Source organism: Paraburkholderia sp. UYCP14C (assembly GCF_004197395.1).
Lineage (GTDB): Bacteria > Pseudomonadota > Gammaproteobacteria > Burkholderiales > Burkholderiaceae > Paraburkholderia.
In genome coordinates, this window is sequence record NZ_SELS01000026.1 from 25,522 (window position 1) to 48,126 (window position 22,605).

The 22,605-nt window shown below is 59.7% G+C and carries 20 protein-coding genes, 1 rRNA gene, 3 pseudogenes and 1 other annotated feature; of the genes and pseudogenes, 14 read left to right on the plus strand and 10 right to left on the minus strand.

What is annotated here, in order from left to right; all coding sequences use genetic code 11:
- Positions 1–29 precede the first annotated feature (29 nt).
- The 3 genes from EVC45_RS23225 to EVC45_RS23235 all read left to right on the plus strand — a co-directional run bounded on the left by EVC45_RS23225 (position 30) and on the right by EVC45_RS23235 (position 2,405).
- A complete protein-coding gene (locus EVC45_RS23225) occupies positions 30–461 on the plus strand; it encodes a YeeE/YedE family protein (RefSeq protein ID WP_129960582.1) in 432 nt (143 codons plus the stop codon).
- A gap of 1 nt (position 462) precedes the next feature.
- Positions 463–900 carry a DUF6691 family protein gene (locus tag EVC45_RS23230; protein WP_129960583.1) on the plus strand — a complete coding sequence of 146 codons (438 nt, stop codon included), beginning with the start codon at positions 463–465 and terminating at the stop codon, positions 898–900.
- Positions 901–1,139: 239 nt separating this feature from the next.
- Entirely contained in the window at positions 1,140–2,405 is a 1,266-nt protein-coding gene (locus tag EVC45_RS23235) for a site-specific integrase (RefSeq protein WP_129960584.1), read from the plus strand.
- A 962-nt stretch (positions 2,406–3,367) separates the two neighbouring features.
- Here the strand turns inward: EVC45_RS23235 and EVC45_RS23240 are convergent.
- From EVC45_RS23240 to EVC45_RS23250, 3 genes are all read right to left on the minus strand, one after another.
- The gene (locus EVC45_RS23240; protein WP_129960585.1) at positions 3,368–5,110 is read right to left on the minus strand and encodes an FAD-dependent oxidoreductase; all 1,743 of its coding nucleotides are present in this window, start codon (positions 5,108–5,110) and stop codon (positions 3,368–3,370) included.
- 346 nt (positions 5,111–5,456) lie between these two features.
- Positions 5,457–5,822, minus strand: coding sequence for a glutathione S-transferase C-terminal domain-containing protein (locus EVC45_RS46850; RefSeq protein WP_248295226.1), 366 nt, complete (start codon positions 5,820–5,822; stop codon positions 5,457–5,459).
- Positions 5,823–6,141: 319 nt separating this feature from the next.
- Positions 6,142–6,873, minus strand: coding sequence for a FadR/GntR family transcriptional regulator (locus EVC45_RS23250; RefSeq protein WP_129960586.1), 732 nt, complete (start codon positions 6,871–6,873; stop codon positions 6,142–6,144).
- Positions 6,874–7,143: 270 nt separating this feature from the next.
- Here EVC45_RS23250 and EVC45_RS23255 point away from each other — a divergent pair, with 270 nt between their 5' ends.
- From EVC45_RS23255 to EVC45_RS23275, 5 genes are all read left to right on the plus strand, one after another.
- A complete protein-coding gene (locus EVC45_RS23255) occupies positions 7,144–8,250 on the plus strand; it encodes a mandelate racemase/muconate lactonizing enzyme family protein (protein WP_129960587.1) in 1,107 nt (368 codons plus the stop codon).
- Positions 8,251–8,291: 41 nt separating this feature from the next.
- On the plus strand, positions 8,292–9,305 hold the full coding sequence (locus EVC45_RS23260) for an AEC family transporter (protein WP_248295227.1): 1,014 nt from the start codon (positions 8,292–8,294) through the stop codon (positions 9,303–9,305).
- Between the two features lie 333 nt (positions 9,306–9,638).
- Positions 9,639–10,031 (plus strand): cupin domain-containing protein, encoded by a 393-nt coding sequence (locus EVC45_RS23265; protein ID WP_129960588.1) that lies wholly within the window; start codon positions 9,639–9,641, stop codon positions 10,029–10,031.
- Positions 10,032–10,159: 128 nt separating this feature from the next.
- Complete coding sequence (locus EVC45_RS23270; protein WP_129960589.1) at positions 10,160–10,696, plus strand: heme-binding protein; 537 nt, start codon at positions 10,160–10,162, stop codon at positions 10,694–10,696.
- 539 nt (positions 10,697–11,235) lie between these two features.
- Complete coding sequence (locus tag EVC45_RS23275) at positions 11,236–11,433, plus strand: hypothetical protein (RefSeq protein WP_129960590.1); 198 nt, start codon at positions 11,236–11,238, stop codon at positions 11,431–11,433.
- A gap of 142 nt (positions 11,434–11,575) precedes the next feature.
- On the opposite strand, the gene EVC45_RS23280 is transcribed toward EVC45_RS23275, so the two are convergent.
- The gene (locus tag EVC45_RS23280) at positions 11,576–11,833 is read right to left on the minus strand and encodes a high-potential iron-sulfur protein (RefSeq protein WP_129960591.1); all 258 of its coding nucleotides are present in this window, start codon (positions 11,831–11,833) and stop codon (positions 11,576–11,578) included.
- Here EVC45_RS23280 and EVC45_RS23285 point away from each other — a divergent pair.
- From EVC45_RS23285 to EVC45_RS23300, 4 genes and pseudogenes are all read left to right on the plus strand, one after another.
- Positions 11,812–12,717, plus strand: coding sequence for a hypothetical protein (locus EVC45_RS23285; RefSeq protein ID WP_129960592.1), 906 nt, complete (start codon positions 11,812–11,814; stop codon positions 12,715–12,717). The genes EVC45_RS23280 and EVC45_RS23285 overlap by 22 nt on opposite strands.
- Positions 12,718–13,482: 765 nt before the next feature.
- Entirely contained in the window at positions 13,483–13,890 is a 408-nt protein-coding gene (locus EVC45_RS23290) for a hypothetical protein (protein WP_129960593.1), read from the plus strand.
- A gap of 32 nt (positions 13,891–13,922) precedes the next feature.
- Positions 13,923–14,060, plus strand: a pseudogene (locus EVC45_RS23295) (integrase); the annotation flags it as partial.
- Between the two features lie 462 nt (positions 14,061–14,522).
- A complete protein-coding gene (locus EVC45_RS23300; RefSeq protein ID WP_129960594.1) occupies positions 14,523–15,548 on the plus strand; it encodes an IS110 family transposase in 1,026 nt (341 codons plus the stop codon).
- Positions 15,549–16,139: 591 nt separating this feature from the next.
- On the opposite strand, the pseudogene EVC45_RS23305 reads toward EVC45_RS23300, so the two are convergent.
- The 3 genes and pseudogenes from EVC45_RS23305 to EVC45_RS45715 form a co-directional block, all read right to left on the minus strand.
- Positions 16,140–17,165, minus strand: a pseudogene (locus EVC45_RS23305) (IS110 family transposase).
- A gap of 13 nt (positions 17,166–17,178) precedes the next feature.
- A complete protein-coding gene (locus tag EVC45_RS46200; RefSeq protein WP_211193464.1) occupies positions 17,179–17,649 on the minus strand; it encodes a hypothetical protein in 471 nt (156 codons plus the stop codon).
- A gap of 400 nt (positions 17,650–18,049) precedes the next feature.
- Positions 18,050–18,214: a hypothetical protein gene (locus EVC45_RS45715; protein WP_168991517.1), complete on the minus strand. Its 165-nt coding sequence runs from the start codon at positions 18,212–18,214 to the stop codon at positions 18,050–18,052.
- A gap of 535 nt (positions 18,215–18,749) precedes the next feature.
- Here EVC45_RS45715 and EVC45_RS23320 point away from each other — a divergent pair.
- A complete protein-coding gene (locus EVC45_RS23320) occupies positions 18,750–18,938 on the plus strand; it encodes a hypothetical protein (RefSeq protein ID WP_129960595.1) in 189 nt (62 codons plus the stop codon).
- Positions 18,939–19,151: 213 nt separating this feature from the next.
- On the opposite strand, the gene rrf is transcribed toward EVC45_RS23320, so the two are convergent.
- Positions 19,152–19,265 (minus strand): 5S ribosomal RNA (gene rrf, locus EVC45_RS23325).
- A 207-nt stretch (positions 19,266–19,472) separates the two neighbouring features.
- Positions 19,473–19,736, minus strand: a sequence feature (23S ribosomal RNA rRNA prediction is too short).
- A pseudogene (locus tag EVC45_RS23330) lies at positions 19,730–20,284 on the minus strand (nucleotidyl transferase AbiEii/AbiGii toxin family protein); the annotation flags it as partial. It overlaps the preceding feature by 7 nt.
- A 118-nt stretch (positions 20,285–20,402) precedes the next feature.
- Between EVC45_RS23330 and EVC45_RS23335 the strand changes: the two are divergent.
- Positions 20,403–21,284, plus strand: a complete 882-nt coding sequence (locus EVC45_RS23335) for an NmrA family NAD(P)-binding protein (RefSeq protein ID WP_129960596.1) — start codon at positions 20,403–20,405, stop codon at positions 21,282–21,284.
- A 781-nt stretch (positions 21,285–22,065) separates the two neighbouring features.
- Here EVC45_RS23335 and EVC45_RS23345 read toward each other — a convergent pair.
- Positions 22,066–22,464, minus strand: a complete 399-nt coding sequence (locus tag EVC45_RS23345) for a hypothetical protein (protein WP_248295228.1) — start codon at positions 22,462–22,464, stop codon at positions 22,066–22,068.
- Positions 22,465–22,605 lie beyond the last annotated feature (141 nt).

A 22,605-nucleotide genomic window follows, 5' to 3' on the forward strand; every position in this document is an offset into this window, starting at 1 on the left:
CTACACATCGCAATCAAGCAGAACGAGCGATGATCGATCTCGACCATTTCACCCCGATCGCGTCCCTGAGTGGAGGCCTGCTGATCGGCGCAGCGGCTGCGGCAATGGTGCTTTTGCTGGGCCGCATCGCCGGCGTCAGCGGGATAGTTGGCGGCCTGCTGCGCCGGACCACCCGCGACGGCGCATGGCGCGTCGCCTTCGTTGCCGGGCTGGTCGTTGCCGCGGTGATCGCGCGTGCGCTCGGCGCACCCGTCGCGATCAGCGTCGACGCGTCGTGGCCCGTGGTGATCGCGGCGGGTTTTCTGGTCGGCATCGGCACCCGCTACGGCAGCGGATGCAACATCGGACACGGCGTGTGCGGCATTTCACGCGGCGCCACGCGCTCGCTGGTGGCGACGGCGACGTTCATGGCGGCCGGCTTCGTCACCGTGTATTTCATGCGACATCTTCGCGGAGCCTAGGATGGCGATCGCTATTTCATTCGTATGCGGGCTGCTGTTCGGCTTCGGCCTGCTGTTGTCGGGCATGGCCAACCCCGCGAACGTGCTGGGCTTCCTCGATATCGCCGGACGCTGGAATCCGTCGCTCGCGTTCGTGATGATCGGCGCGGTGGCGGTCGCTGCAATCGGCTTCGCGATCGCGACGCGCCGCGACAGCTCGCTGCTCGGATTGCCGATGCAGATTCCAGCGTCAGCGCGCGTCACGCGCAGGCTGATCCTGGGCAGTTGCGTGTTCGGCGTCGGCTGGGGAATTGCCGGGTTCTGTCCCGGCCCCGCGCTGGTCGCGCTCGGACTCGGGTCGGCGAAAGCGTGGCTGTTCGTGGCGGCGATGCTCGCGGGCATGGCGGTTTTCGAGTGGTTGGAACGGCACAGACGGGCGGGCTCGGCGACCGGCGCTTAAGCGGTGCCTCAGAGGTGCCTCCGAGGCGCCTAAGCGGTCCTTAACCTGGCCTTAAGGCCATTAACGAATCACGTCGAATCACGAAGGATCAGACCTGCGACTAAATCCATGATTTCTCAGGGGATATTCGAGTCGTATAGGAACACGTTGGATCAGTAGATTAAGCGGCAGGATGGTAGCTAGACTGGTAGCTGGAGCGATCACATAATCCGCGTGCGAACACCGCCGGGTAAATCGAAATGGCACGCAAGCATCACGCTCTCGATGAGTTGCAACTGCGCCGATGGGTCGCCGCCGACGAACCTGTCGCCAAGGCCGACGGCGACGGCCTCACCTTTACCCTTTCCGATACTCGCACGGCAACATGGATACTGCGATATAGCCGTGGCTCCCGTCGGCGCGAAATGACCCTTGGCAGCTATCCCGAACTGACTCTCTCGGAGGCGCGAAAAAGGACCCGCTTCTATCGCGCGCAAATCGATGCAGGTGAGGACCCGGCCACCAATCGCAAAGTCGAAAAGGCGCGGGCCCAAGCGGCGATCACTGTCAGCAAACTGTGCGACGACTTCGAGGAAAAGCGCTATCCCCACCTCGCCGCAACGACTGTAGAGTTGTACAGGTGGCTCATTGCGACACTCGTGAAACCGGCCCTCGGTTCCCTCGATGTGCAGGTTGTGCGTGCATCGGACGTGGTCTACATGATCGAAAGCAGCGGCCGTCCGTGGTCGACCTGCGAGCAGCTGCTGGGCATCACGCGCGGAGTATTCGCACACGCAGTGGGCAAGCGGCTTGTTGACGCAAATCCTGTCGCAGGCATCGACCTTAGCGCGATCAAAGGAAAGCAGCCCCCCAAGCGGGCGCGCGTCATGCTGATGAAGGAGGAACTGTCCCATGTGCTCGCGGGACTCGATGACAAGCTCGGTAGGCACGATGCGTTGATGTTCAGGGTTCTCCTGGCAACTTGCGTGCGACAGTCCGAACTCCTGCGGGCCAGGAAAGCGGCGGTCGATCTGGCCCGCCGAAGTTGGTATGTCCCGGCCGAAACCGTCAAGACAAGAGACGCATTCCTCGTGCCGCTGGCGCCGCTCGTCGTCGAATGGATGCGAGAATTAATCGCAATGGCCGGCGATTCGGAATGGCTTTGCCCGGCCCGGAACACCCAGAGCAAGACCGGCCGTGTCGGCCGCGGCGCGCTGCAAAGCTCTTTGCGAGAGGCGTTCAAGCGTAACGACTTCGACGTTCGCCGCTTCACGCCGCACGACACCCGCAGCACGGCAAAGGGCCACCTGAGAAACCTGGGTTTCTCTCGCGAGATCACCGAAATCGCGCTGAACCACAAGCTGCCGGGCATCGAAGGGATTTACGACGTCCGCGAAGAGATTCCCGAGCGGCGCGCCGCAATGGAAGCGTGGGCCCGGTTCATAGAGGAATGCTGTACGGCCACGCCGCCAGCCGCAGAAGCGGGTTCAAACGTTGTTCCTTTCGGGCCACGAAAGGTCGCCTGAAGTCACATGCGCTATCAGGCGACACGAGCGGCTATCCAATCGGCAGTTAGGAAGCGAAAAGATCGGCTCCAGAAAAACAAAGCGCCGGACATTGCGTACCGGCGCGTTTCCTACAAGGCACGTCAGATGTGCCTGATCAGGACTGTTGTCCCGCGAGATGCTCGCTGGCTCTTACCGAAGCCACGCGAGCGGCTTACATAGCGGTGGTCAGAGTCAGTATTTCAAGGGTTCAGAGCTGATACTCCCGCTCATTGCCAACGTACTGGATGCCGCTGAACAGGAGGCTCAGATGCGTGTCCAGGAGGAGATTGACGGTCTGGTCGGCATCGTCGAGTAAAGACTCACGCCGTTCGACGCTGAAACGACACTCCCCCACTTTTCGTCCACTCCCAGCATCTGTGAACATCGCTAGCATTAATTGCGAGCGCCAACACCCACCGACGCCGATATCAATGACATCGAGGGCGGGTTCTGATCCTGCTTTACTCGCCCTGCGGGCGGCAATGCCTGCGGCGCATGGTCTAGTGTTTAACTCAACCTTGCGCCGCCGTCTGGTGTCAGATTTACGCCGCCGCCAACAACGGGGGCCAACGATAGAGAACTTCCCTTTACTCGGTGATATGGGCGTTGTGTTGACGGCTTGTAAAATCATTCGCGCTTGCACTCGACGTTGGGCTACGTCAGCCCGATGCAATTCGAGCAGGACTGGAACGCCGCGCCGCCCAGAACCAACGGGTGGCATAATCTCCGCTCAGTTAAGGGATCCGAAATTCGCGGGCAACGTCACGGAATGGGGTTGGCCAACCGGGACCGTACGTACGATTGCCGCCTTCGGCGTAGGCAACAATACATCACGCCGATTGATTGCGCAGAGCCGCGTGTACTTGGGCAAAACTAACCGCGCCGGGGCGTTAGGCTTGCTGAAGTGAACGCGCGGCAGCCACGCGCTGCGCGAGCGCCCGTTACCAAGTAGCGCGCGCGTCGCTGAGAAACCGATGGATCTGGGCGACCACGGCCGCGCCTTCGCCGACCGCCGACGCGACGCGCTTGGTCGAACCGGAGCGAACATCGCCGATCGCGAACACGCCGGGCACGCTAGCCTGCAACGACATCGACTGCAGGCCGGCTCCGGGAATATCGGGCCCCGTCAGCACGAAGCCTTTGTCGTCGAGCGCCACGCCGCATGTCTTGAGCCAGGCGGTGTTCGGCTCGGCGCCGATGAAGACGAACAGATGATGCGTCGTCATGCTGCCTTCAATACCGCCCGCGCCGCGATAGTGCACACGTTCGAGACGCGCTTCGCCTTCGACCGCCGTGAGTTCGATCCGAGTGTGCAGCGTGACGTTTGGCAGCGCGAGGATGCGCTCGATCAGATAGTGCGACATGCTGTGTTCGAGGCTCACGCCGCGTATGAACATGTGCACGTGCTCCGCGTGCGACGCGAGGAACACGACCGCCTGTCCGGCCGAATTACCGCCGCCGACCAGCAGCACGGGTTCCTTGCGGCATAGTCGCGCTTCGATTGGCGTGGCCCAGAAGTACACGCCGGAGCGTTCGAAGCGCTCCAGTCCGTCGACGTTGGGGCGTCGGTATTCTGCGCCTGTCGCAATGACGATGGTGCGCGCGGTGATGCGCCGCGCGTCGGCGAGTTCGACGACGGGCGGCAGCTTGTCACAATACAGGGCTCGGACTTCGCACGGAATGCCGATGTGCGCGCCGAATTTCTGCGCCTGCACGAAAGCGCGCCCGGCGAGCGCGTGGCCCGTGATGCCCGTCGGAAATCCCAGGTAGTTCTCGATCCGTGAGCTGGTGCCCGCCTGTCCGCCTGGCGCGCGGCAGTCGAGCGCGGCGACCGACAGTCCCTCGGATGCCGCGTACACGGCGGCAGCCAATCCCGCAGGACCGGCCCCGACGATCGAGACATCGTAGACGTGTGCCGGATCGAATTCGGGAATCAGCCCGAGGCAGGACGCGAGTTGCCCTTCGTCGGGATTGCGCAGCACCGTGCCGCTCGGACAGAGGACGAGCGGAAAGTCGTCGGGTTGCGGCGTGAGGCGTTCGAGGAGTGCGATCGCTTCGGCATCCTTGTCCGCGGCGAGCGTCATGCTCGGGAATGCGTTGCGGCGCAGGAAGCTCTCGAGTGTACGCAGCCGTCCGCTGCCAGAAGCACCAACGAGCACGACACCGTGCCCGCGCTCGATGACGAGCACGCGCCGCAGGATCAGAGCGCGCATGATCTTCTCGCCCAGATCGGCTTCACCAATCATCATCGCACTGAGTTCGTCGGGGCGCAGCAGGATCGCCTCGACGTCTTCCCTCACGTGCGCGTCGACGACGGCAGGCTTGGTCGACAGCTGCGTCACGTCAGATGTAAATTCGCCGCGTTGCGTGTAGGTGTGAATAATCCGTTCGTGGCCGAGCCCGTCCCGGCCGACTATCCGCACCTTGCCCGACAGCAGCACGAACACGCCAGGACACAGGCTTCCCGCGCGATAGAGCAAGGCGCCCTTCGCATAGCGCGAGAGTGTGCCGAAGCGCCGTATCCGCTCGATTTCGGCGTCCGTGAGCACTGGAAACATCTGCTGGTGACGCGGATGATCGCGCACGCTCGGATCTTCGAGCAGATCGTCGGATTCGAGCGGATCGATGTCCGTGGCCGATTCGCGCGCAGGCGATTTATCTGACGGCGTTGACTCGTTGCTCATCGCGAACTGTCCTGGCGATTGACGGGATCACGCGTGGATTGTTAGCGGAAATCAGGGCTAACGCAAGCAGCACGGTAATCGAGTTGCCACGAGTCGTCAGACATAGGTCACGACAGGGATGTTGTAGCGCAGGTGAGCGCAGCGAATATTTCGAACTTCTCGCGCATAGTTTTTCCGAATAAGCCACAGTGATTGCGCTTTCACACGTCAACCGGCCGCCTGCACGTGGTAACCGTGACGCAGGAAATGCACGTTGACGGCGCCCGCGCGCGGATCCTGCCACCGAAAGGTGACCATGTGTTCGGTCAGCGTCAGCAGCACGCCAGCTACCGGATCTTTTGAGTGGTCAGTGGGGGAGCACGGTCACCGCGTCGCCCGCTGCAAAGCCGGCGTCGGGCCGAACGGTCGTGCCATGCGGCAGTGGATCGTGATGGTAGGCATAGGCAATGGCCGATTCGGACGAAATCGGGCGCGGCTTGCCGTGCCCGTACGCCTGCATTCGCGCGTACCACGTCTTGACCAGAGGAAAGCTGTCGAACAGCGCGGCCAGTGCCGGGGCGAGTCGAAAGAACCCGACGCAGTGAAACAGCAAAAAGTCGGCAATCGAGAGCTCCGGCCCCGCCACATGTTGTACACCGGCTGCAAACTGCTCCTGCAGCCGTGCGAAAGTCTCGTGCAACATCGTCTCGGCTTCCGGCACGGGCATGGGCATGGGCAGCGGGTGAGTCTGCACGCATGACCATGCGATCGGCTATAAGGGCCTCGATCTGCTCCGGTGACAGCTGCGACAGCGTCGACTGCGCCTCGGCCGGCTGCATCGCATAAGTGACCGACGCCATAATCAGGGCGCTATCGATCCGGGTCGCGCCATGGACGTGTTCAAAGCCGGACCAGTCGTTGAGCGACAGAACGTTGGGCGGTTTTTAAATTGCAACTCGCACTCGAAGCAATCCAACACCCGCGCCAAATGCCGCGGCGCCAAGGGCCATATTCACCTGTAGGACAACCACACCACCCCCCCGGTCGCGACCTCAAAAGAACGTAATGTCATAGCCGAACCGGGACGCCGCGCTGACGATATGCTGCCCCATGATGTTACGCGCAGCCGCTGCATTCCGGTCAATGAAAGCCTGCACGAGCTCTTCGTGCTCCCCACGCGCCGCATTCGGGATATTGCCGAACATCGGCCCTTGCCGCGCAAAGTTCGCCGCGATTAGCGGCCGCATCGGCTCGAGCACGGTGCGGATCATCGCCTCCAGATAGCCGTTGCCCGACGCCGCGGCCACGGCGCGATGAAAGTCGAGATCCGCGTTAACGGTATCCGCAGTCGGTGCGCCTTCATATCGCATACGTTCGACCGCCGCCTGAATCGTCTTCAGCTTGCGGGGCGTCATGTGCGACGCCGCGAGCGCGGCAGCCTGACTTTCCAGCACGGCCCGCACTTCGAACATGTTGCGAATCGTGTTATCCCCTTCCAGCAACTGCGTACCCACGCGCGGCAAAGGCTCCGACGATTGGCGCGCCGTTGAGACGAATGCGCCGATCCCCTGGCGCGATTCGATCAGCCCCTGCGCTCGAAGGCTCGCGATCGCCTCGCGAACGACGTTCCTGCTGACGCCGAAGTTCTGCGAGAGAAAGTGTTCGGTCGGCAGACGGTCTCCCGGCCGCAGTCGCCCGGACGCAATCTCGTCGCTCAGCGAGCGGGCGATGTGCTCTGCGAAACGAGGCCGCCGCTCTACTGGTCGCACGTTCAGTTCACTCATGGTCGTTCATGCCTTTGTCCGTTGTCTCCTTATTCTACATGCAGAGACCCGTATCGCTCAGTGAAAAATTGTATCCCGATTTTCGCTAAACACCGCCACACGCCCACCAGTCAAATATTCCACGCCTGTCGCCATGAAATCCAACCAAGCAAAAGTACAACATGTTCACTTGCAGTACAACCGAATGTCTTCTAATATTCGGTCAACCTGACGCAGGCGAGAGCCGAAAATCGCCGCGCCACCTTCGCAATCTGCTTGAGGTGCATCCGTATGAAAATTGCCAGTATTGAAACCATTCCGCTGCGAATTCCCTTCACGACTGGTGGTCAGTCGGCCGGCGGAGTCTGGGGAGCGAAAGACCTTCAGATGGTCGATTCGCTCGTCGTCAAAGTCATCGCCGATGACGGAACCGTCGGTTGGGGCGAAACCTTCGGCTTCACTGCGATTCCCGCGGCGAAGGTCGTGATCGATACGATCCTGTCGCCCGAACTGATCGGTCGTGATGTCACGCTGCGCGAGAAATTGCAGAGCGATCTGCAGAAGAAGTTTCACGTCTTTGGTCGGAGCGGCGCGTTCATCTATGGCCTGTCGGCGATCGACATCGCGCTGTGGGATATCGCAGGGAAAGCGGCCGACAAACCGATCTATCAACTGCTGGGCGGGAGCGAGGCCACGTCGCTTGCGACTTATGCGAGCCTGGTCCGCTACGCAGACCCGGAACTCGTCCGCATCAATGTGCAACGCGCGGTGAACAGCGGCTACCGGAACATCAAGCTGCATGAAGTCGATGTCGAGACCGTCCGCGCCGCGCGCGAAGCGGCTGGACCCGACGTGGAGATCACGCTCGACGTCAACGCCCCCTGGACCGTGCGCGAAGCGCTCGATATGACCCAGAAACTTAGCCCCTTCAATCTGCGGTGGATCGAAGAACCGGTGTGGCCACCGGAAAACTATTCGGGTCTGGCGATGGTGCGAAAGCAAGGCGGCATTCCCGTTGCGGCCGGCGAGAACGCTTCGACGCTCATGGACTTCCAGCATCTGCTCGAAACCGGCGCGGTCGATTTCATTCAGCCTAGCCCCGCAAAAATGGGCGGCATCACCGAGCTGCAAAAAGTGTTTGCGCTGGCGAACGCCCATAACGTCACCGTGATGGTCCACACGTTCTATGACGGTCCCGGCCTGCTCGCCGCCGTGCACGCGAGTGCGGCCCTGGGCGGTGCCAAGTCGCTCGTCGAATGGCGCTACTTCGATCTCGAAGCGCAACTCTATGGCGACGCCATCATTCCACGCAACGGACGCATCGGCGTACCGCAAGGGCCCGGGCTCGGACTCGAACCGAATCAGGACGTGATTCGGGACTACCGCATCAAGCTTTAACAGACTATGCCGCTTCATCGTTGCACCCTCGATCAAGGCCGATGCAACAACCGTTGCGCCAGTCCGTGATCGGCCAGAGCGGCAGTCGCAATAACAATGGAAGGAGTCAGGAGATGTTGGACAGGATCGTAGGACCTCTTTTACCCGTCGCATTTGTGATCGTGCTCGGCTTTATCGCGGGCAAGCGCGGACGGCTCACTCATTCGGACAGCCTGCTGATCAGCAGGCTGGTACTCGGCTGGATCTTCCCGGCGCTGCTTTTCGTCGGCATGGCCAGTACGCCTCGTGCACAGCTCTTCGACTTCAAGTTCATCTTCGCCACGTTCATCGGCATCATGGGCATGTATGCGATAGCGCTGGTGATCGGCTGGTGGCGCTATCGCGATCTCAAGGCCGCGACGCTCAAGGGCTTCGTCAACGGTTATCCTGACGCCGCCTTCATGGGCATCCCAATCCTCGGAGCGATGTTCGGACCGGGCAGCATCTATTCGGTGCTCGTGCTGAACCTCATCGCGAGCCTGTTGATGATCCCGCTGACGACCATGTTGCTTACCGTAGCGAGCGGAAAAGGCAACGGCACTCAGGCTTTCCTGTCGAGCATATCGGGGGCGGTGCGCCGTCCGCTGATGTGGGCACCGGCTTTGGGCATCCTCTTTTCCCTTCTTCAGATCAAGCTGAATCCCGTTGTTGCCGAGTCATTCAATCTTCTCGGAAAGGCGACACCAGGCGTATCGCTGCTGTGCCTGGGATTGATCATGTCGTCGGTGAAGCTGAAGCTGTCGAACGAGGTGTGGGCCAACCTTGGGCTCAAGCTGTTCATCCACCCTGCGTTGATGTTCGCAGCAACCGTTTTGCTGGGCGTTCATGGACTCTACGCACAACAGATGATCCTGCTTTGCGCGCTTCCGTCGGCGACCATCCCGGCGATGTTTGCGAATGAGGCCGGCACTTATCAAAGCGAAGCCGCGACGTCGATTCTGGTCAGTACCGCGCTGTCGATCGTGACGTTTTCCGCTGCGATTTACCTGGTTGACGGGGGACTTGCGGCAGGGTAGGTGCTTGAGGAAACGTGTGCGCCTTGCGTCGATCGCAAGGCGGGCGCTTTAACGCATGACAGCCATAAGTGGTGGACGTGTGCGCCTTGCGTCGATCGCAAGGCGGGCGCTTTAACGCATGACAGCCATAAGTGGTGGACTTGATCAGCATTGCCCTAATTTGCCTTCAACCCTAACGTTGGTTTCGCACGCCAATCGTTTGGTTAGCTAAGAGTTATTCCTCGGTGGAAAAATTCTTGTTCCTCCCGAGAGATTTACTGGCAAAAGGGCACCACCTACGATGTTATCTGCGGTCAAGGACCGATCAACAACGATTCACTCAGGAGATGTTTAATGTCATCAGTGACGCGACCATGGGCGACTATCTCGACAGCCATTGTTTTTCTTTCTGCTACCGGAGCTAGCGCGTTTGGTCAGCAGCGAACGACACTACAAACGATCGATTTCCCACCGGGCTACGAGACAGAGATGGTGATTGCTGAACTCCCGCCAGATGGCTGCACCGGCCGGCATTCTCACCCAGGCGTTGAAAGCGCCTATGTGCTGGAGGGAGAGGCTGTCGCGAAGTTCGACAATAAGCCGGACTTGCCACTCAAAGCCGGACGACCGCTGGAATTCGCGCCTGGAGAAGTGCATAACGTGTGTAATGTCGGCAGCGTTCAGTTTAAGGCTTTGGCTCACTATATTATCGAAAAGGGCAAGCCCTTGGTAACACATGCTGATTGACGTTCACCAGATTGCCGCAAAAGACACGCGCTTGGTTTGCCCGACCAGTTGTTCCGTCCTTACGGTTTATGCGGTGTAACGCGCTCGTTGGAGCGCCCAGTCAAACAATTCCGAGTTAAGAGGGATTCATGAAATTTGCAAAGCTAGCCGCACTCTTTGTTGGGGCGTCTATCGCATGTATGTCCGTGCACGCGCAGCAGGCGGCACAACCACCGCAACCGCAATCGCAATACCACTACACGCTGCCACTTAGTATCGCCGTCGAGGCTGCACAAGAAGCGCTCCGAGTCTGCGAGCTTAATCATTATTGGTCAACGGTTACTGTCGTCGATATGGACGGCGTACCTCAGGTCGTGTTGCGTGGCGATCATGCACCGGTGGCCACGGGTGAATCGAGTTTCCGAAAAGCATTTACGGTCATCACGCTCGGACCGGAGTTTGGATTCGATCGCTCAAGCGGATTCTTCGAACTGGTGAAGAAGAACCAGTTTGCGCCGCAACTCGCGACGGTCAAGAACGTAATTGCGCTCCCAGGTGCGGTCGCTTTCAAGGCACACGGCGAGATCGTGGGCGCTTTGGGCATCGGCGGTGCGCCGGGTGGTGACAAAGATGAAGTCTGCGCAGCCGCGGGCGTAGCTAAAGTAGCGGACAAGTTGCCACAGTGAGCGCGTGCGGGGATGGCCGTACGCGTTGACCGAGCCTGCCCGAGCCTTGCGATAACTCACATCGTCGCTACGAAACCTTGTAGCCCTGGTGAACGTCGTGTCCCATGTTCACTCGATGGCCCGACGGGCGGCGGGCGCATGATCGATGTTGATCTGGAAGGCCGGGACAATGAATTCCAGAACACCGGATTGCGCCCGCCGCTCCAACCTGACCCGCTTCGTTGCACACTCGCGTCTAGCGCGACGTACGCGACGCAGAGGTTTGCCGGTGCGTGGTTTATTGTAATCGCTTGCCCACCTGGCAGGCTTGCGCCCCCAAACACTCCGGACTTCAGCCAATCGGAAACATTCGCCCGACGCTCGCCGCCGACATATTCGATAGCCGTTTCGAGCGCCGGTTGCCTCGCCACCTGACAGGCGGCCGGTAGCATCGATCTGTTCGGTGGGGGGACGTCGCTGACTGGCGTGGCCGTCGTCGTGCTGCCCGCACGCAATCAAGACGTACCGTCGCCGAAACAAGCTCTATTGAGGATCAGACAATGAAGCGTGAGACTTTGAATTTCCGGCATACCGACGATCATGGCGGTGCTAGCGTGCCCGCCCATGTCGAAGTGGTGTCGAGCAAGAAGGAACAAGCGGCCGCTGTGCCGCGCAACTGGGCATGGGCGCACCACAGCGACTCCTACGACTGGATGGACACGCACACTCCTGGCGTCGGAACGGATCTGCTGGACTGATTGCGGCTGAGAATTGCCTTTCGAATCAGCAAAAGACAAATGTCGCCCGCGGTATATAGCTTGGCCAGGGAAGCTCACGCCCCCTTGACGCATCACATCCCTGCATGCGCACGTCTTTCGTTTTCGAGCAGCCTGTGTGCGATCAGACCTTTTTGTTATAGGCACTACACCAACCCTTTGCCGCGACCTGCTTGCCGCCGAAAATCGGGCACGGAGCGAACGCATCATTCGACTTACCCTGATAAAACGCGCAGTTGCGGCAGACCTGACCTGCTGCGTACTTTGCATACTTCGCCTTGTCGACGTTCGTCGCGTCAATCCTGTAACCGAGCGCGAGCGACGTCGTGTCGGCTTCCGACCGATCCCGGGCTGAAATGGATGGTCGACTTCGATGCTGCACTGACCGCTGGGATGGCCTTAAGGATCCCGCTCACTGCTGCGCAGCGCGCGGGTGGCTTCGACCGGATTCTGGTCTACGGGGTCCGTGCCGGCGATTCGAACGCCAGCCAGACCTTCTCCGACCGGCTCACCGCACACCACTATACGGATGGTTTCGCGCTGGTCCCTCAAGGCTCACCGACCAATAACACGCCCGACGCAAGCTCGGCCTTCAGCCGCAAGGATCCGGACGCGGAGTTGAGTTTCAGGGTTGAGCGCCAGGACGCGCTCACGTCGAACCCGGACTGCGATGGCCTACGGTTCGCCTCGCTTGTCGGAGTTCCGACCGGGATCGTCGACCACGTCGCCTACGCGGACAGGACCAACGAGGCCAGTGCCACCGACATGATGCGGTTTCTGTGGCCTGCAACGCTCGGCTACTTCCTGACGCAGATGATGGCGGACGTCTTCACGACCGAGGTCATCGAGCAGGCGCGCCAGTACAGGTTGGCGAACGCCATTCCCAGAGGACCGGTCCCGGCGTTCCGGGACGGACAGACACCATACGGAGTCCTTCCCGTTACGTCGCTCGCGCAATACCGCCTAAATCCGAAGCTTGCCGGGCCGATCGAGCCGAACATCACCGCGTTCCTGCAGAAGCTCTGGCCGGACTGGCTCTCAAGCACGAACGGTGCTCCCCATATGCAACGCGGCGGCGACCCGGATCAGAACCTGATGTCCGTGCTCGGGATGGACGCGAGCTCCATGACGTTCCAGGCTGGGCAACAACTTCAGCCATTGTTATCGCATCCGAATATTGCTGTTGCTGGATCAGCACGAGCGTCAGCGCGCCGATCGAGTCATTGTCAATGCCGTGGGGTGCGCCGCTGCCTGCAGCCAGATTGATTGCGCCTCCGTTTGCCCGTTCTGCCGGGCTATCGCAGCATGACGCAGAAAAGCGAGGAAAGGCCGCAGCAACTGTGCCGAAGTGAAAGTAGCGTCAGACATATAAACGATTGGCGCGATCTTGACGCGCAGTATGCACCGAAACCCGATCATACCAACGATGCTGTCCGATTCGACAGTGCAATAGCGCCGGATGTTTAATCGAGGTGCCAGGTTGAAGTACACCCTATCGGGACATTCTGGCAAACGGCGCGTCGATGCTGCGCCGCGCCCGGCAAGGGACTGAGGCTGCCTAGCGTACGTAAACGTCCGAATCTTGACGGCACCCCCATCCGCATTGTCCTCGAAGCGTTGGTCTGTTTCTCACGAGAATGAAAACGGTTTCAATGGTACTGGGAACAATTTAATATTGGGAAGCATCGTCGGTCTACGCGAGTATCCGCCAGTCAGCATTTGGCGACCCATTTTCTTCGTCTCTTATTCCGGCGGCTGAGCGAGACGCACAAGCCGGGCGTTGGCGGATCATCTCGGCGACGGGGAAGGGATCGGCACTGCCAGTCGCGTGAGGTACCGAGGGAGACGCCTCTGCTGACGAAATACGCATGCGAATGCAGAGCAAGCGAATAGCGGCCTGTGAGAGGACATCTCTACGACCGCGCCGCGCAATTTGCGGAGGATCGCTTCACCTTACTAGGACTTCACTCGTCTGATTCGCCGAAGTCGGTTCCGTTTGCGAACGAGCACGACTGCCCAGGAGGTAACAGCATGTCCTTTTTCAACGATCTTCTTGAAAAACCCGCTAACTTGTCCACTGCGTCGAAATACTCAGTGATGAATGGGTTTGTCTATCTTGCGTTCGGAGCTTTGCTCATCGTTTGGCCCGGATCGGTGCAGACGATCTTCATGGATGTACCGTTCGCAGGACACGAGAGTGCGCTCGTCCGGGTAATTGGGATGGGGGTGGCCGTCATTGGCTGGCTCTACTTATTCGGCGGTCGCTCTGGCGCTCGACAATTCGGCCCCGCTTCAGTGCTCGATCGCGTGGTGCTCGTGCCTGCAGTGCTTGTGCCCTTGGTGACAGCTGGTATTTTCCCTCATTTGCTAGGGACGTTTGCGATTCTCGACCCTGCACTCGGCATCGGTGCCTGGGTGCTCCACAAGCGAAATATGTGACTGAAGTCTGTTTTTCCGGGCCCACATGGGTCGAGCTCGGCCGCTACCGGCGTGAGCGCGGCCTGGCCGTGACGCCCTCCCCGCATGAGCAGACGCCGCTGGTGCTGCCGCTCGGCCAGTCAATGAAGCCGCTCACCCGCGCGGCGCTGCACACGATCGTCAAGGGCATCTTGGGGTGGCTTCAGGATTCGGACAATAAAGCACGCTAACGGTCCAGAAGGCCAGCCAGCAGGGCTGTCGCTTGCATAACTAAAGTTGGTACTAAAGAAGGGCGGCCTATTTTTCCCCGAGAGCCCTAATTTGTAAGGCGCGAAGCCTGATTTGCACTTCAACAAAAGTTGGTCCTATCGGTGCCTCGCCGTCACCTAAAGTTGTTGCTCCCTGTACGGTTTCAACTAATGTCGTTACGCAATGAACGCGAAGCTTTCGTTTCTCGTATCGCGGACGTTTGATGTCCGACCGAGACGAAAAAGCCCTTCCAGCCCGCCCACAGGATGCGAGCGGCCGATTAAACGTCACTGTGCCGTCGGAGCTCGAACGGCCCGACGGCAGTAGTACCAACTAATGACATGGTCCGCCCCGCCTCACGCGGCAGGTTACGCTAGGAGCGCTCACTCGTAACGGAGACCATCATGGACCACGCGACGCTCGTTGGGATTGATCTTGGCAAGCATAGCTTTCACCTTCACGGTCAGGACCGCAACGGCAAGGCAGTGTTTCGCAAGAAGCTGGGGCGTAAACAACTGATCGAATTCTTCGCAATGTACGAGGTCTGCACCGTCGTCATGGAAGCGTGTGCCGGCTCTCATCACATGGCGCGCAAGCTGGCCAATTTCGGCCACGAGGTGAAGCTGATTTCACCTCAGTTCGTACGGCCATTCGTGAAATCGAACAAGAACGACTTTGTCGACGCAGAAGCGATCTGCGAAGCCGCAGCGCGTCCAGCAATGCGTTTTCTGACGCCCAAGACCGAGTCGCAACAGACACTTTCAGTTCTGCACCGCGTGCGTGAATCGATGGTCCGGGACCGCACGAGAACGACCAACCAGATGGATGCCTTCCTGCTTGAGTCAGGCGTGAGGCTGCCGGTCGGCAAGACCGCCGTTGCGCGACGGCCGGAATTTCTCGATGCGCAAGCATTGCCGCCCCGGCTCATAGCGATTCTCGAACGCCTCCATGAACACCTCAAGTACCTTGAAAAGCAGATCGGTGAGATTGAACGGGAGCGGGCGCACCAACTCGCCGATGACGACGTTGGGCAACGGCTCATGAGCATTCCTGGGATCGGTCCGATTACCGCGCGCGTGCTTGCCGCAGAAATGGGCGATGGCAGGCAGTACGGTTGCAGTCGCGACTTTGCCGCGTCAGTTGGACTTGTTCCGCGCCAATACAGCACCGGCGGCAGGTCCAACCTCCTCGGGATCAGCCGTCGAGGTGACAAGCACGTCAGATGTCTTCTGGTCCTATGCGCCCGAGCCTATCTGCGCGGGCTCGAGAAACGAACTGGCCGGCTCGCTGAATGGGCTCGCGCAATGATGACGCGTCGCCACTCAAATGTTGTGGCTTGTGCGCTGGCCAACAAGCTTGCACGGACCGCATGGGCCATCGTCGCACGCCATAGCACATTCGATTCTGAATTCGCCAGGCCCTCAGCCTGAAAGCGCACAGGCCTAGCGTTACCTCCTCTGCTTTTGCGACGACTGAAACATGATGACGTGAACCGCCCACCGGCCTGTGGAATACCCTGGCAACTAAAGAGGCTTGCCGAAGCCGCACAACTTTATAGGAGCCACAGGCGCGAACTTCATCGAGGCGCGGGGAGCATTCCCCACAACGACGCCGGATAGATTTAGGCAAGCCAACACGACATCGAGCATCAGGGGTTGCAAAACTGGGGCGGACCATAGATTAGTTGTGTGAGCGTGCGTGAGCGAATTGCGAGTCGCTCACGAAAGCAAAGTTGTCTATCGTCAAGCCGACCGTCAAGTAAATCTATGGTCCGCCCCATTTTTGCAACCCTGAACTTCAATGTTGTGTAGGCTTGCCTAAATCTATTCGGCGTCGTTGTGGGGACTGCTCCCCGCGCCACGATGAGATTCGCGCCTGAGGATCCTATAAAGTTGATCGGCTTTCAAAAGCCTCTTTACTTGTCAGGTTGTTCCACAGGCCGGTGTGCCGTTCGCGTCATCAATTTTCAGTCGTCGCAAAACCAGTGAGGTGTGTCGTAAATAGGAGAGTGCTGTGATCGCTCAGACCGGAAGGCCCGCGAGCTCGGCATTGAACGTGGTGTGGCGCACAACAATCGCCCACGCGGTTCGGGCCAGCTTGTTGGCCAGCGCGCACGCCACTACGTTCGAATGCCTACGCGTCAGCATCGTGCGAACCCACTCGGCCAGGTGACCAGTTCGTCTGTCGAGGCCTTTCATGTAGGCTCGGGCACACAAGACCAGCAGGTGCCTGAGGTTCTTGTCTCCGCGCCGACTGATTCCGAGAAGGTTAGCTTTCCCGCCTGTACTGTATTGCCGGGGAACAAGCCCAACCGACGCCGCGAAGTCGCGGCTGCATCCATACTGTTTGCCGTCGCCCATTTCCGCAGCGAGCACACTTGCCGTGATTGGACCTACTCCCGGAATACTTAACAGGCGTTGGCCGATATCGTCGTCAGCGAGTTGGCGTGCCAGCTCTTGGCCAATCTCATCGATTTGTTCGGTGAGGTACTTGAAGTGTTCGTGAAGGCGTTCGAGAATCAGAACCAATCTGGGTGGTAGTTCATGCGCAGCGAGGATCGCAGGCAACCGCGTGATGGCAGCCTTGCCCACTGGCAGACTGACCCCGTGCTCGAGCAGGAAGCCGTGTATCTGGTTGATCGTTCGAGTGCGGTCGCGCACCATCGATTCACGCACGCGATGTAAGACCTAGAGTGTCTGCTGCGATTCCGTCTTCGGCGTCACGAAACGCATTGTCGGCCGTGACGCGGCTTCGCATATAGCCTCGGCATCGACAAAGTCATTCTTGTTTGACTTGACGAATGGCCGGACGAACTGCGGCGAGATCAGCTTGACCACATGCCCGAATGTGGCCAGTTTGCGAGCCATGTGATGTGACCCGGCGCAGGCCTCCATGACCACCGTACAGACATGGAACGTTGCGAAGAATTCGATCAGTTGCTTGCGGCTCAGCTTTTTGCGAAACAGGGCTCGGCCTTTTCCATCCTGACCGTGCAGGTGGAAGCTATGCTTGCCCAGATCGATACCGACCAGCGTCGTGTCGTCCATGATGGTCTCCGGTTCAGGGTGAACGCTGCCAGCGTAACCTACTCGGTGAGGCGGGGCGGACCATCCCATTAGTTGTGTCGCGATGCGCGATATCAACGAGAGTCGTGGCGCGATGGACGGCCGAATGGCCCGCAATGATCACGGCGTGCAAGCCGAGCGCCTGTTCTGTCGCAGAGTCGGGAAAATCTCGCATGCTGTGGAGAGTCACGCGGATAGACAACTTTGCTTGCAATCTCGGCGAGCCCATTGCGACAGCCATGCCGGCCCAGTCGGTAGTTGCCGACAGTTCATAATCGACGCGGAGCTGTTTCGCGAGCCACGCAAAGAATGGGTCAAAACTTTTTTTGGTGTCTTCAGCGGTGGGTAGCAGCGGACCGACGCCGAAGCGCAACGTTTTGGGGGCCTGGGCTCGCGCACTTGGAGCGAGCGCCCATGACGAGGCGAGGCCGGCCGCGCTGGCAATGAACGTTCTGCGAGTTGTCATGATCACCCCAGGTAGTGGAGACTGGGGCAGACGTCACCCATGAATTGGGCGGCCACGGCGCCGCCGGCGATCTTCGCTGCGGCAAAGAGTTCGTCTTCGTCGAGCGTGCGTTTCTTGATGCACGGTCAGCCGATGGTGTTTTTGCCACACGCTTCGACGAAGCTGGCGTTGGGGACCTCGAAGGCGACCGTTGCACGGTCTATGTCGTCCTTGGCTCGAGTCAGACTGACCACGAATTTTCCAGACACTATATTCTCCCGGTTCTCCTGCAGGTGGACTAGATGAAGGCCGGTGTTGCTCCACCACCGACGACGTCAGCCGCTTGCCTTGATGAAGAAGATACCCTTGTCCGGGTCGGTCATCAGCAACCGGTGCCCGGTGATGCGACAGTACGAGGAAGTTAGATCAGCAGTTCTCCGCAATCCGGTTCACCGGCGTCCCATTCCACATCGAACGGTGCGCTCGAGTCCATTGCCAGGAAATCGACTGTTGCCTCCATGATCGCCTGCCGAAAGTCGTCGAAGTCTTCAACGGGATAATACGGCACACTGCATTGTGCTCGCATTCCAGTGTTCGGACGCGGCGTGCGGGGAACGGAGTCCGCAGGTGCCCCTACTCCCTGCTGCAACGTGACCGATCGAATGGCTGCCACCGCCGAAACCTGACGGTCGACCTAAGCGCACAATTCGGCCATTGAGGTCGTTGGGAGATCGCCGGCCATGGACCGCTATTATGGGTTGCACTGCAGTCTTTAGACCGCCCATCACTTCGAGTGACGACGTTTCGCCTGCGCGAGGACAGCGCTCGACCCCTTACCGTCACTCGGGTCGCCGCGATGGCAATGACCGCCAAGCTGGCCGACTGGATGGCCGTAGAACCTTTGAGAGGACAGCATGCGGATCGTCCGTTGCAAAGGCTCCCGAAAATGCTCACCTTAAAGACGGTCGTGCGCCGACATGCAGCGATTGATTGTTGGTCCGCGTCCATCACTCTTGCGGGCATTGTCCCGTCCCGACGGCCTTCGCCTGAGTGGCATGCTCCGTGCTCTCTGACGACTGGGTCCGCAGACAAGCTGACCGCGCTGCCGAAGGAGCACGACGATGACTACGCTGACCATCAAAGACCTGCCCATGAACAAAGACCTCGACCATGCAGCGCTTGCGCGCGTGAGCGGTGGTATCGGCAGGACCCCGCCTCAGATCCAGGCATGGGAACTCTCGGGCAAACCCGCGACCTGGCAAGGACTCGTGCTCGGCGACGACGGCCAATTGCATCTGCCGACGCCATAAACCGCCGAGGCCTGCATGCTTGTGCCGTTGCAAACCGCGCGGACGCTAATGGCCATGGCGGCCGATACACGCAGGCCGCTGTCGCGCACCATCACTTGCCCGTTGATGGCGCACTCGGAATGCGGCGCTGCGAGCTACGCAAATGCGCGCGTAAATGCCAGAACCCCGGCTCTCTTTCGGAGACACCGGGGTTCTGGACTTACTGCATAAGGAGCCTGACGATTACCTACTTTCACATGGGCAATCCGCACTATCATCGGCGTGGAGTCGTTTCACGGTCCTGTTCTGGATGGGAAGGGGTGGGACCGACTCGCTATGGTCATCAGGCATGAGGGGTTGCTGCGTCGCGGTTGTGCGCGCCACAGCCAATCGGGGAAGAAGCGTAAAGGATTCGTGTGGGGGTTGTGTTGTTTCTGGCACAACACCGATCTCTCAACCGTCTGCGTGTCCGTCCCCCCTTCGGGGGTGAGATGCCCGTAAGTGCTGAAGCACCAACGATCATCGCAAAACACACCGGTTATAGGATCAAGCCTTACGGGCAATTAGTATCAGTTAGCTCAGTACATTACTGTACGTGCACACCTGACCTATCAACGTCCTGGTCTTGAACGACCCTTCAAGGGGCTCGAAGCCCCGGGGATATCTCATCTTAACGCGAGTTTCCCGCTTAGATGCTTTCAGCGGTTATCTCTTCCGAACATAGCTACCCGGCGATGCCACTGGCGTGACAACCGGTACCACAACAGCAGGCTCTGTCCGTCGGCGTCGTCACGATCGGCCTCAAGTGTAAAACCCTGCTGGATAAACTCGACGGCGCGCTCGCGCAACCCCGTATCGAAGTCTCCCTGAATGAAGGCCTGGCACGCCTCGCGTATCGCGTCGAGCCGAAGACGACGCTGCTTTCCACTCAGTGCCTCAAGCTCAGCGGGCGCGGCTGGTTGCCCGAGGTCATCCCGGAAGACCGTAATGTCGATGTCTTCAGAAAACCGGGAGATCAAGCCGAACGCCTTTGATAGCGAGGTGCCACCCTTGAACAGAAGGCGCGGCCCGTGCGGTGGGAGTCCGTTGAAGAGCGCGTCCAGAACCCAGCATACCCAGAAGTCCTTTTCGACGTTCTGCACAGCCGTGCCGAGGCGGGCAGCCGTACCCACGAACAGATCACGACGGTCAGCCTCACTGGCCGTGATGATCTCCCTGAACGCCTCGTTCATCGCGAACCTCCAGCAGGGTTGACTGCGGCTGGAGACCGACTCGCTGTATCCGCGTTTGCATGTACGTACGGCGCAGCTGCATTGACGGGACTCGGATCGAAGGACGGAACAGTGCGCAGGAACGCCTGCATCCATGCCGGCAGGTGCGCAAATATGCACCTCAATGATTTCGAAGCGATTCTTCGATCGCGGCGAGATCTGGCAGCCCCGCACTCGCGACGAGTGCTCACATCGTTAGACTGGAGAGTCCATCATGCAGCAACGTAAATATCTGATCACTGGCGCCACAGGCAAGACAGGCGCTCACACAATCCGTCATCTGTTGAACGACGGGCATGCGGTCCGTGCCTTCGTGCACCAGGAAGACGAACGCAGTGCAGCGCTTCGTGCCCAGGGTGCCGAAGTCGTCGTCGGCGATCTGCTCGAGCATGACGATGTGCTCCAGGCAATGGACGGCGTGACTGGCGCATACCTGTGCTATCCGGTGCGGCCGGGCTTCATCGAGGCGACAGCGTATTTCGCGGACGCGGCGCGGCGTGCGGGGGTCGAAGTCCTCGTAGAAATGTCACAGATTTCCGCGCGGGAAGACTCGAAGAGTCACGCGGCGCGCAATCACTGGATCGCAGAACGGGTTCTCGACTGGTCGGGCGTGCCATCGGTTCACATCCGTCCGACATTCTTCTCGGAATGGCTGATCTTCCCATGGGTGCTCGATACCATCGTCAACGAAGGAAGAATTACCCTTCCCTACGGCAACGGGCGCCATGCACCGATCGCCGCAGAAGACCAGGCGCGTTTCATCGCCACTGTGCTGACCAATCCTGCAGGACATATTGGCAAGACCTACGACCTCTGCGGTCCGATCGAACTCGACCATCACGGTATCGCGGATGAAATCGGCAAGGTTCTCGACCGGAAGATTGCTTATCGCCCAGCGACGCTCGACGAATATCGCAAGCACTTGCACAAGTACGGTCTCCCGGAGTTCATGATCCAGCACTTCATTGAAGTTGCCATCGACTACCAGAACGGCGTCTTCGCGGGCAAAGACGGCATCATCGAGCAAGTCACCGGACAGGCGCCGCAAACCGTTGAAGCATTTGTCCGCGCTAACCGCCAGCTTTTCGAAGGCTGATGGGCGGCGGCCGTTGCTTTGCCACACGCTGCTCACCCATCGTTAAAGCACCTGAAGACGATTCGGATGGTATCCATCCGATCGATTCAGGCTTCGTGAAACAATTGGCCCTCTGCAGCTCCGGAGTTGTAGAGACTATTGCCTGGAAACGGTGAAGTCCATCAATGAAAACTCACATCGTCGGGCGTTATCGCGGGTTCGTTATCGAAGCGTTCCTGGTGCCGCGGACGGCCCGTTTGTCCGATGGAATCGCACTGACATATCAAGTCACGTGGTCGTTGCGTGGAAGGACACGAAAACAGGACGTCACCGCAGAAGCCGCCGGTCCCGTTACATACGAGTCGGAGAGCGTTGCTCTCACGTGCGTTGACCGCGAAGCTCGCGCTCTTATCGACGCCAGGCTGGCGAATCACGCCGCGCAGGCGCCAGGCACTCTTCTTCAATCGTGAATGCAGAGAAATTCAACGCATATTGCGTCAAACGCGATAAAGCGGCACTAAAAACCCCCGGGATTTCGAGTGCGGGTGCCTCGGCTGTCGACAGTCACGGCCACCGGAGTTGCACGCGAAACTCACCATCCGCGTCGATCTCCACCACCGACCATGCCGAAACGGACCGGTGACAGACCTCGTCAGTCTGCGCTGCCACGCGCAGCACATCTATTCCTTCAGCCAGTGACAGCCCGACCTTCGCCGGTTCAAGTTCGCGACAGTCCGTACAGCACTCCAGGCGACGCGGCAGAGCATATCGCGCGCAGCCTTTGGACCACTCCGGCTCCGCCCTAACGAGGGCCGGGTGGCGTAACCAGCTCCCGCAATGGATTCAACGGCCCGACGGGAAGCAGCTGGAAGGTCATGAGATGCGATCTTCCGAGCGGCAACTGCTCAAGCATCGCTCGCGCAAGTTCGACGTCAGTCGTGTTGAGAACCAGTACGACGCCGGGCCGATCCTGAAGCGAGTACCACTGCTGGATCTTGCCATTGAGATAGAGATTAGCCGTCTCGCGGACTTCGCCTGGCAGGATGCGCCTGACAAGCTGCATATCCGTGCCGGCGGGGAATGTGCCGATCGCGAGAATTGCCGTCGTCGGCGTTACTGAAGGAGGCGTTTGCGCCATTGCGCCAGCTACGGCGACACTGACCACCGACGCGGAGGCCAACCTCAGAAGGAAAGTTTTCATCGTTTGCTCGCCGTATCGGTGATAGCCTGAATTCAGCCCGCACCTTTGTGAATCAACGGCCACGGTCGCGGTGCAACGGGCGCCCGGCTGAGCTCGGATTGTAGCCGTCGAAACCGTGGCAAGTCGTGGGTCCAGACGAGT

What these genes read in the sequence shown, in the direction of transcription:
- EVC45_RS23225 (WP_129960582.1), top strand. Translation starts at nt 30, where the DNA reads ATGATCGATCTCGACCATTTCACCCCGATCGCGTCCCTGAGTGGAGGC.
- EVC45_RS23230 (WP_129960583.1), top strand. Translation starts at nt 463, where the DNA reads ATGGCGATCGCTATTTCATTCGTATGCGGGCTGCTGTTCGGCTTCGGC.
- EVC45_RS23235 (WP_129960584.1), top strand. Translation starts at nt 1,140, where the DNA reads ATGGCACGCAAGCATCACGCTCTCGATGAGTTGCAACTGCGCCGATGG.
- EVC45_RS23240 (WP_129960585.1), bottom strand. Translation starts at nt 5,110, where the DNA reads ATGAGCAACGAGTCAACGCCGTCAGATAAATCGCCTGCGCGCGAATCG.
- EVC45_RS46850 (WP_248295226.1), bottom strand. Translation starts at nt 5,822, where the DNA reads ATGCCCATGCCCGTGCCGGAAGCCGAGACGATGTTGCACGAGACTTTC.
- EVC45_RS23250 (WP_129960586.1), bottom strand. Translation starts at nt 6,873, where the DNA reads ATGAGTGAACTGAACGTGCGACCAGTAGAGCGGCGGCCTCGTTTCGCA.
- EVC45_RS23255 (WP_129960587.1), top strand. Translation starts at nt 7,144, where the DNA reads ATGAAAATTGCCAGTATTGAAACCATTCCGCTGCGAATTCCCTTCACG.
- EVC45_RS23260 (WP_248295227.1), top strand. Translation starts at nt 8,292, where the DNA reads ATGCAACAACCGTTGCGCCAGTCCGTGATCGGCCAGAGCGGCAGTCGC.
- EVC45_RS23265 (WP_129960588.1), top strand. Translation starts at nt 9,639, where the DNA reads ATGTCATCAGTGACGCGACCATGGGCGACTATCTCGACAGCCATTGTT.
- EVC45_RS23270 (WP_129960589.1), top strand. Translation starts at nt 10,160, where the DNA reads ATGAAATTTGCAAAGCTAGCCGCACTCTTTGTTGGGGCGTCTATCGCA.
- EVC45_RS23275 (WP_129960590.1), top strand. Translation starts at nt 11,236, where the DNA reads ATGAAGCGTGAGACTTTGAATTTCCGGCATACCGACGATCATGGCGGT.
- EVC45_RS23285 (WP_129960592.1), top strand. Translation starts at nt 11,812, where the DNA reads ATGGTCGACTTCGATGCTGCACTGACCGCTGGGATGGCCTTAAGGATC.
- EVC45_RS23290 (WP_129960593.1), top strand. Translation starts at nt 13,483, where the DNA reads ATGTCCTTTTTCAACGATCTTCTTGAAAAACCCGCTAACTTGTCCACT.
- EVC45_RS23300 (WP_129960594.1), top strand. Translation starts at nt 14,523, where the DNA reads ATGGACCACGCGACGCTCGTTGGGATTGATCTTGGCAAGCATAGCTTT.
- EVC45_RS46200 (WP_211193464.1), bottom strand. Translation starts at nt 17,649, where the DNA reads ATGACAACTCGCAGAACGTTCATTGCCAGCGCGGCCGGCCTCGCCTCG.
- EVC45_RS45715 (WP_168991517.1), bottom strand. Translation starts at nt 18,214, where the DNA reads ATGCGAGCACAATGCAGTGTGCCGTATTATCCCGTTGAAGACTTCGAC.
- EVC45_RS23320 (WP_129960595.1), top strand. Translation starts at nt 18,750, where the DNA reads ATGACTACGCTGACCATCAAAGACCTGCCCATGAACAAAGACCTCGAC.
- EVC45_RS23335 (WP_129960596.1), top strand. Translation starts at nt 20,403, where the DNA reads ATGCAGCAACGTAAATATCTGATCACTGGCGCCACAGGCAAGACAGGC.
- EVC45_RS23345 (WP_248295228.1), bottom strand. Translation starts at nt 22,464, where the DNA reads ATGAAAACTTTCCTTCTGAGGTTGGCCTCCGCGTCGGTGGTCAGTGTC.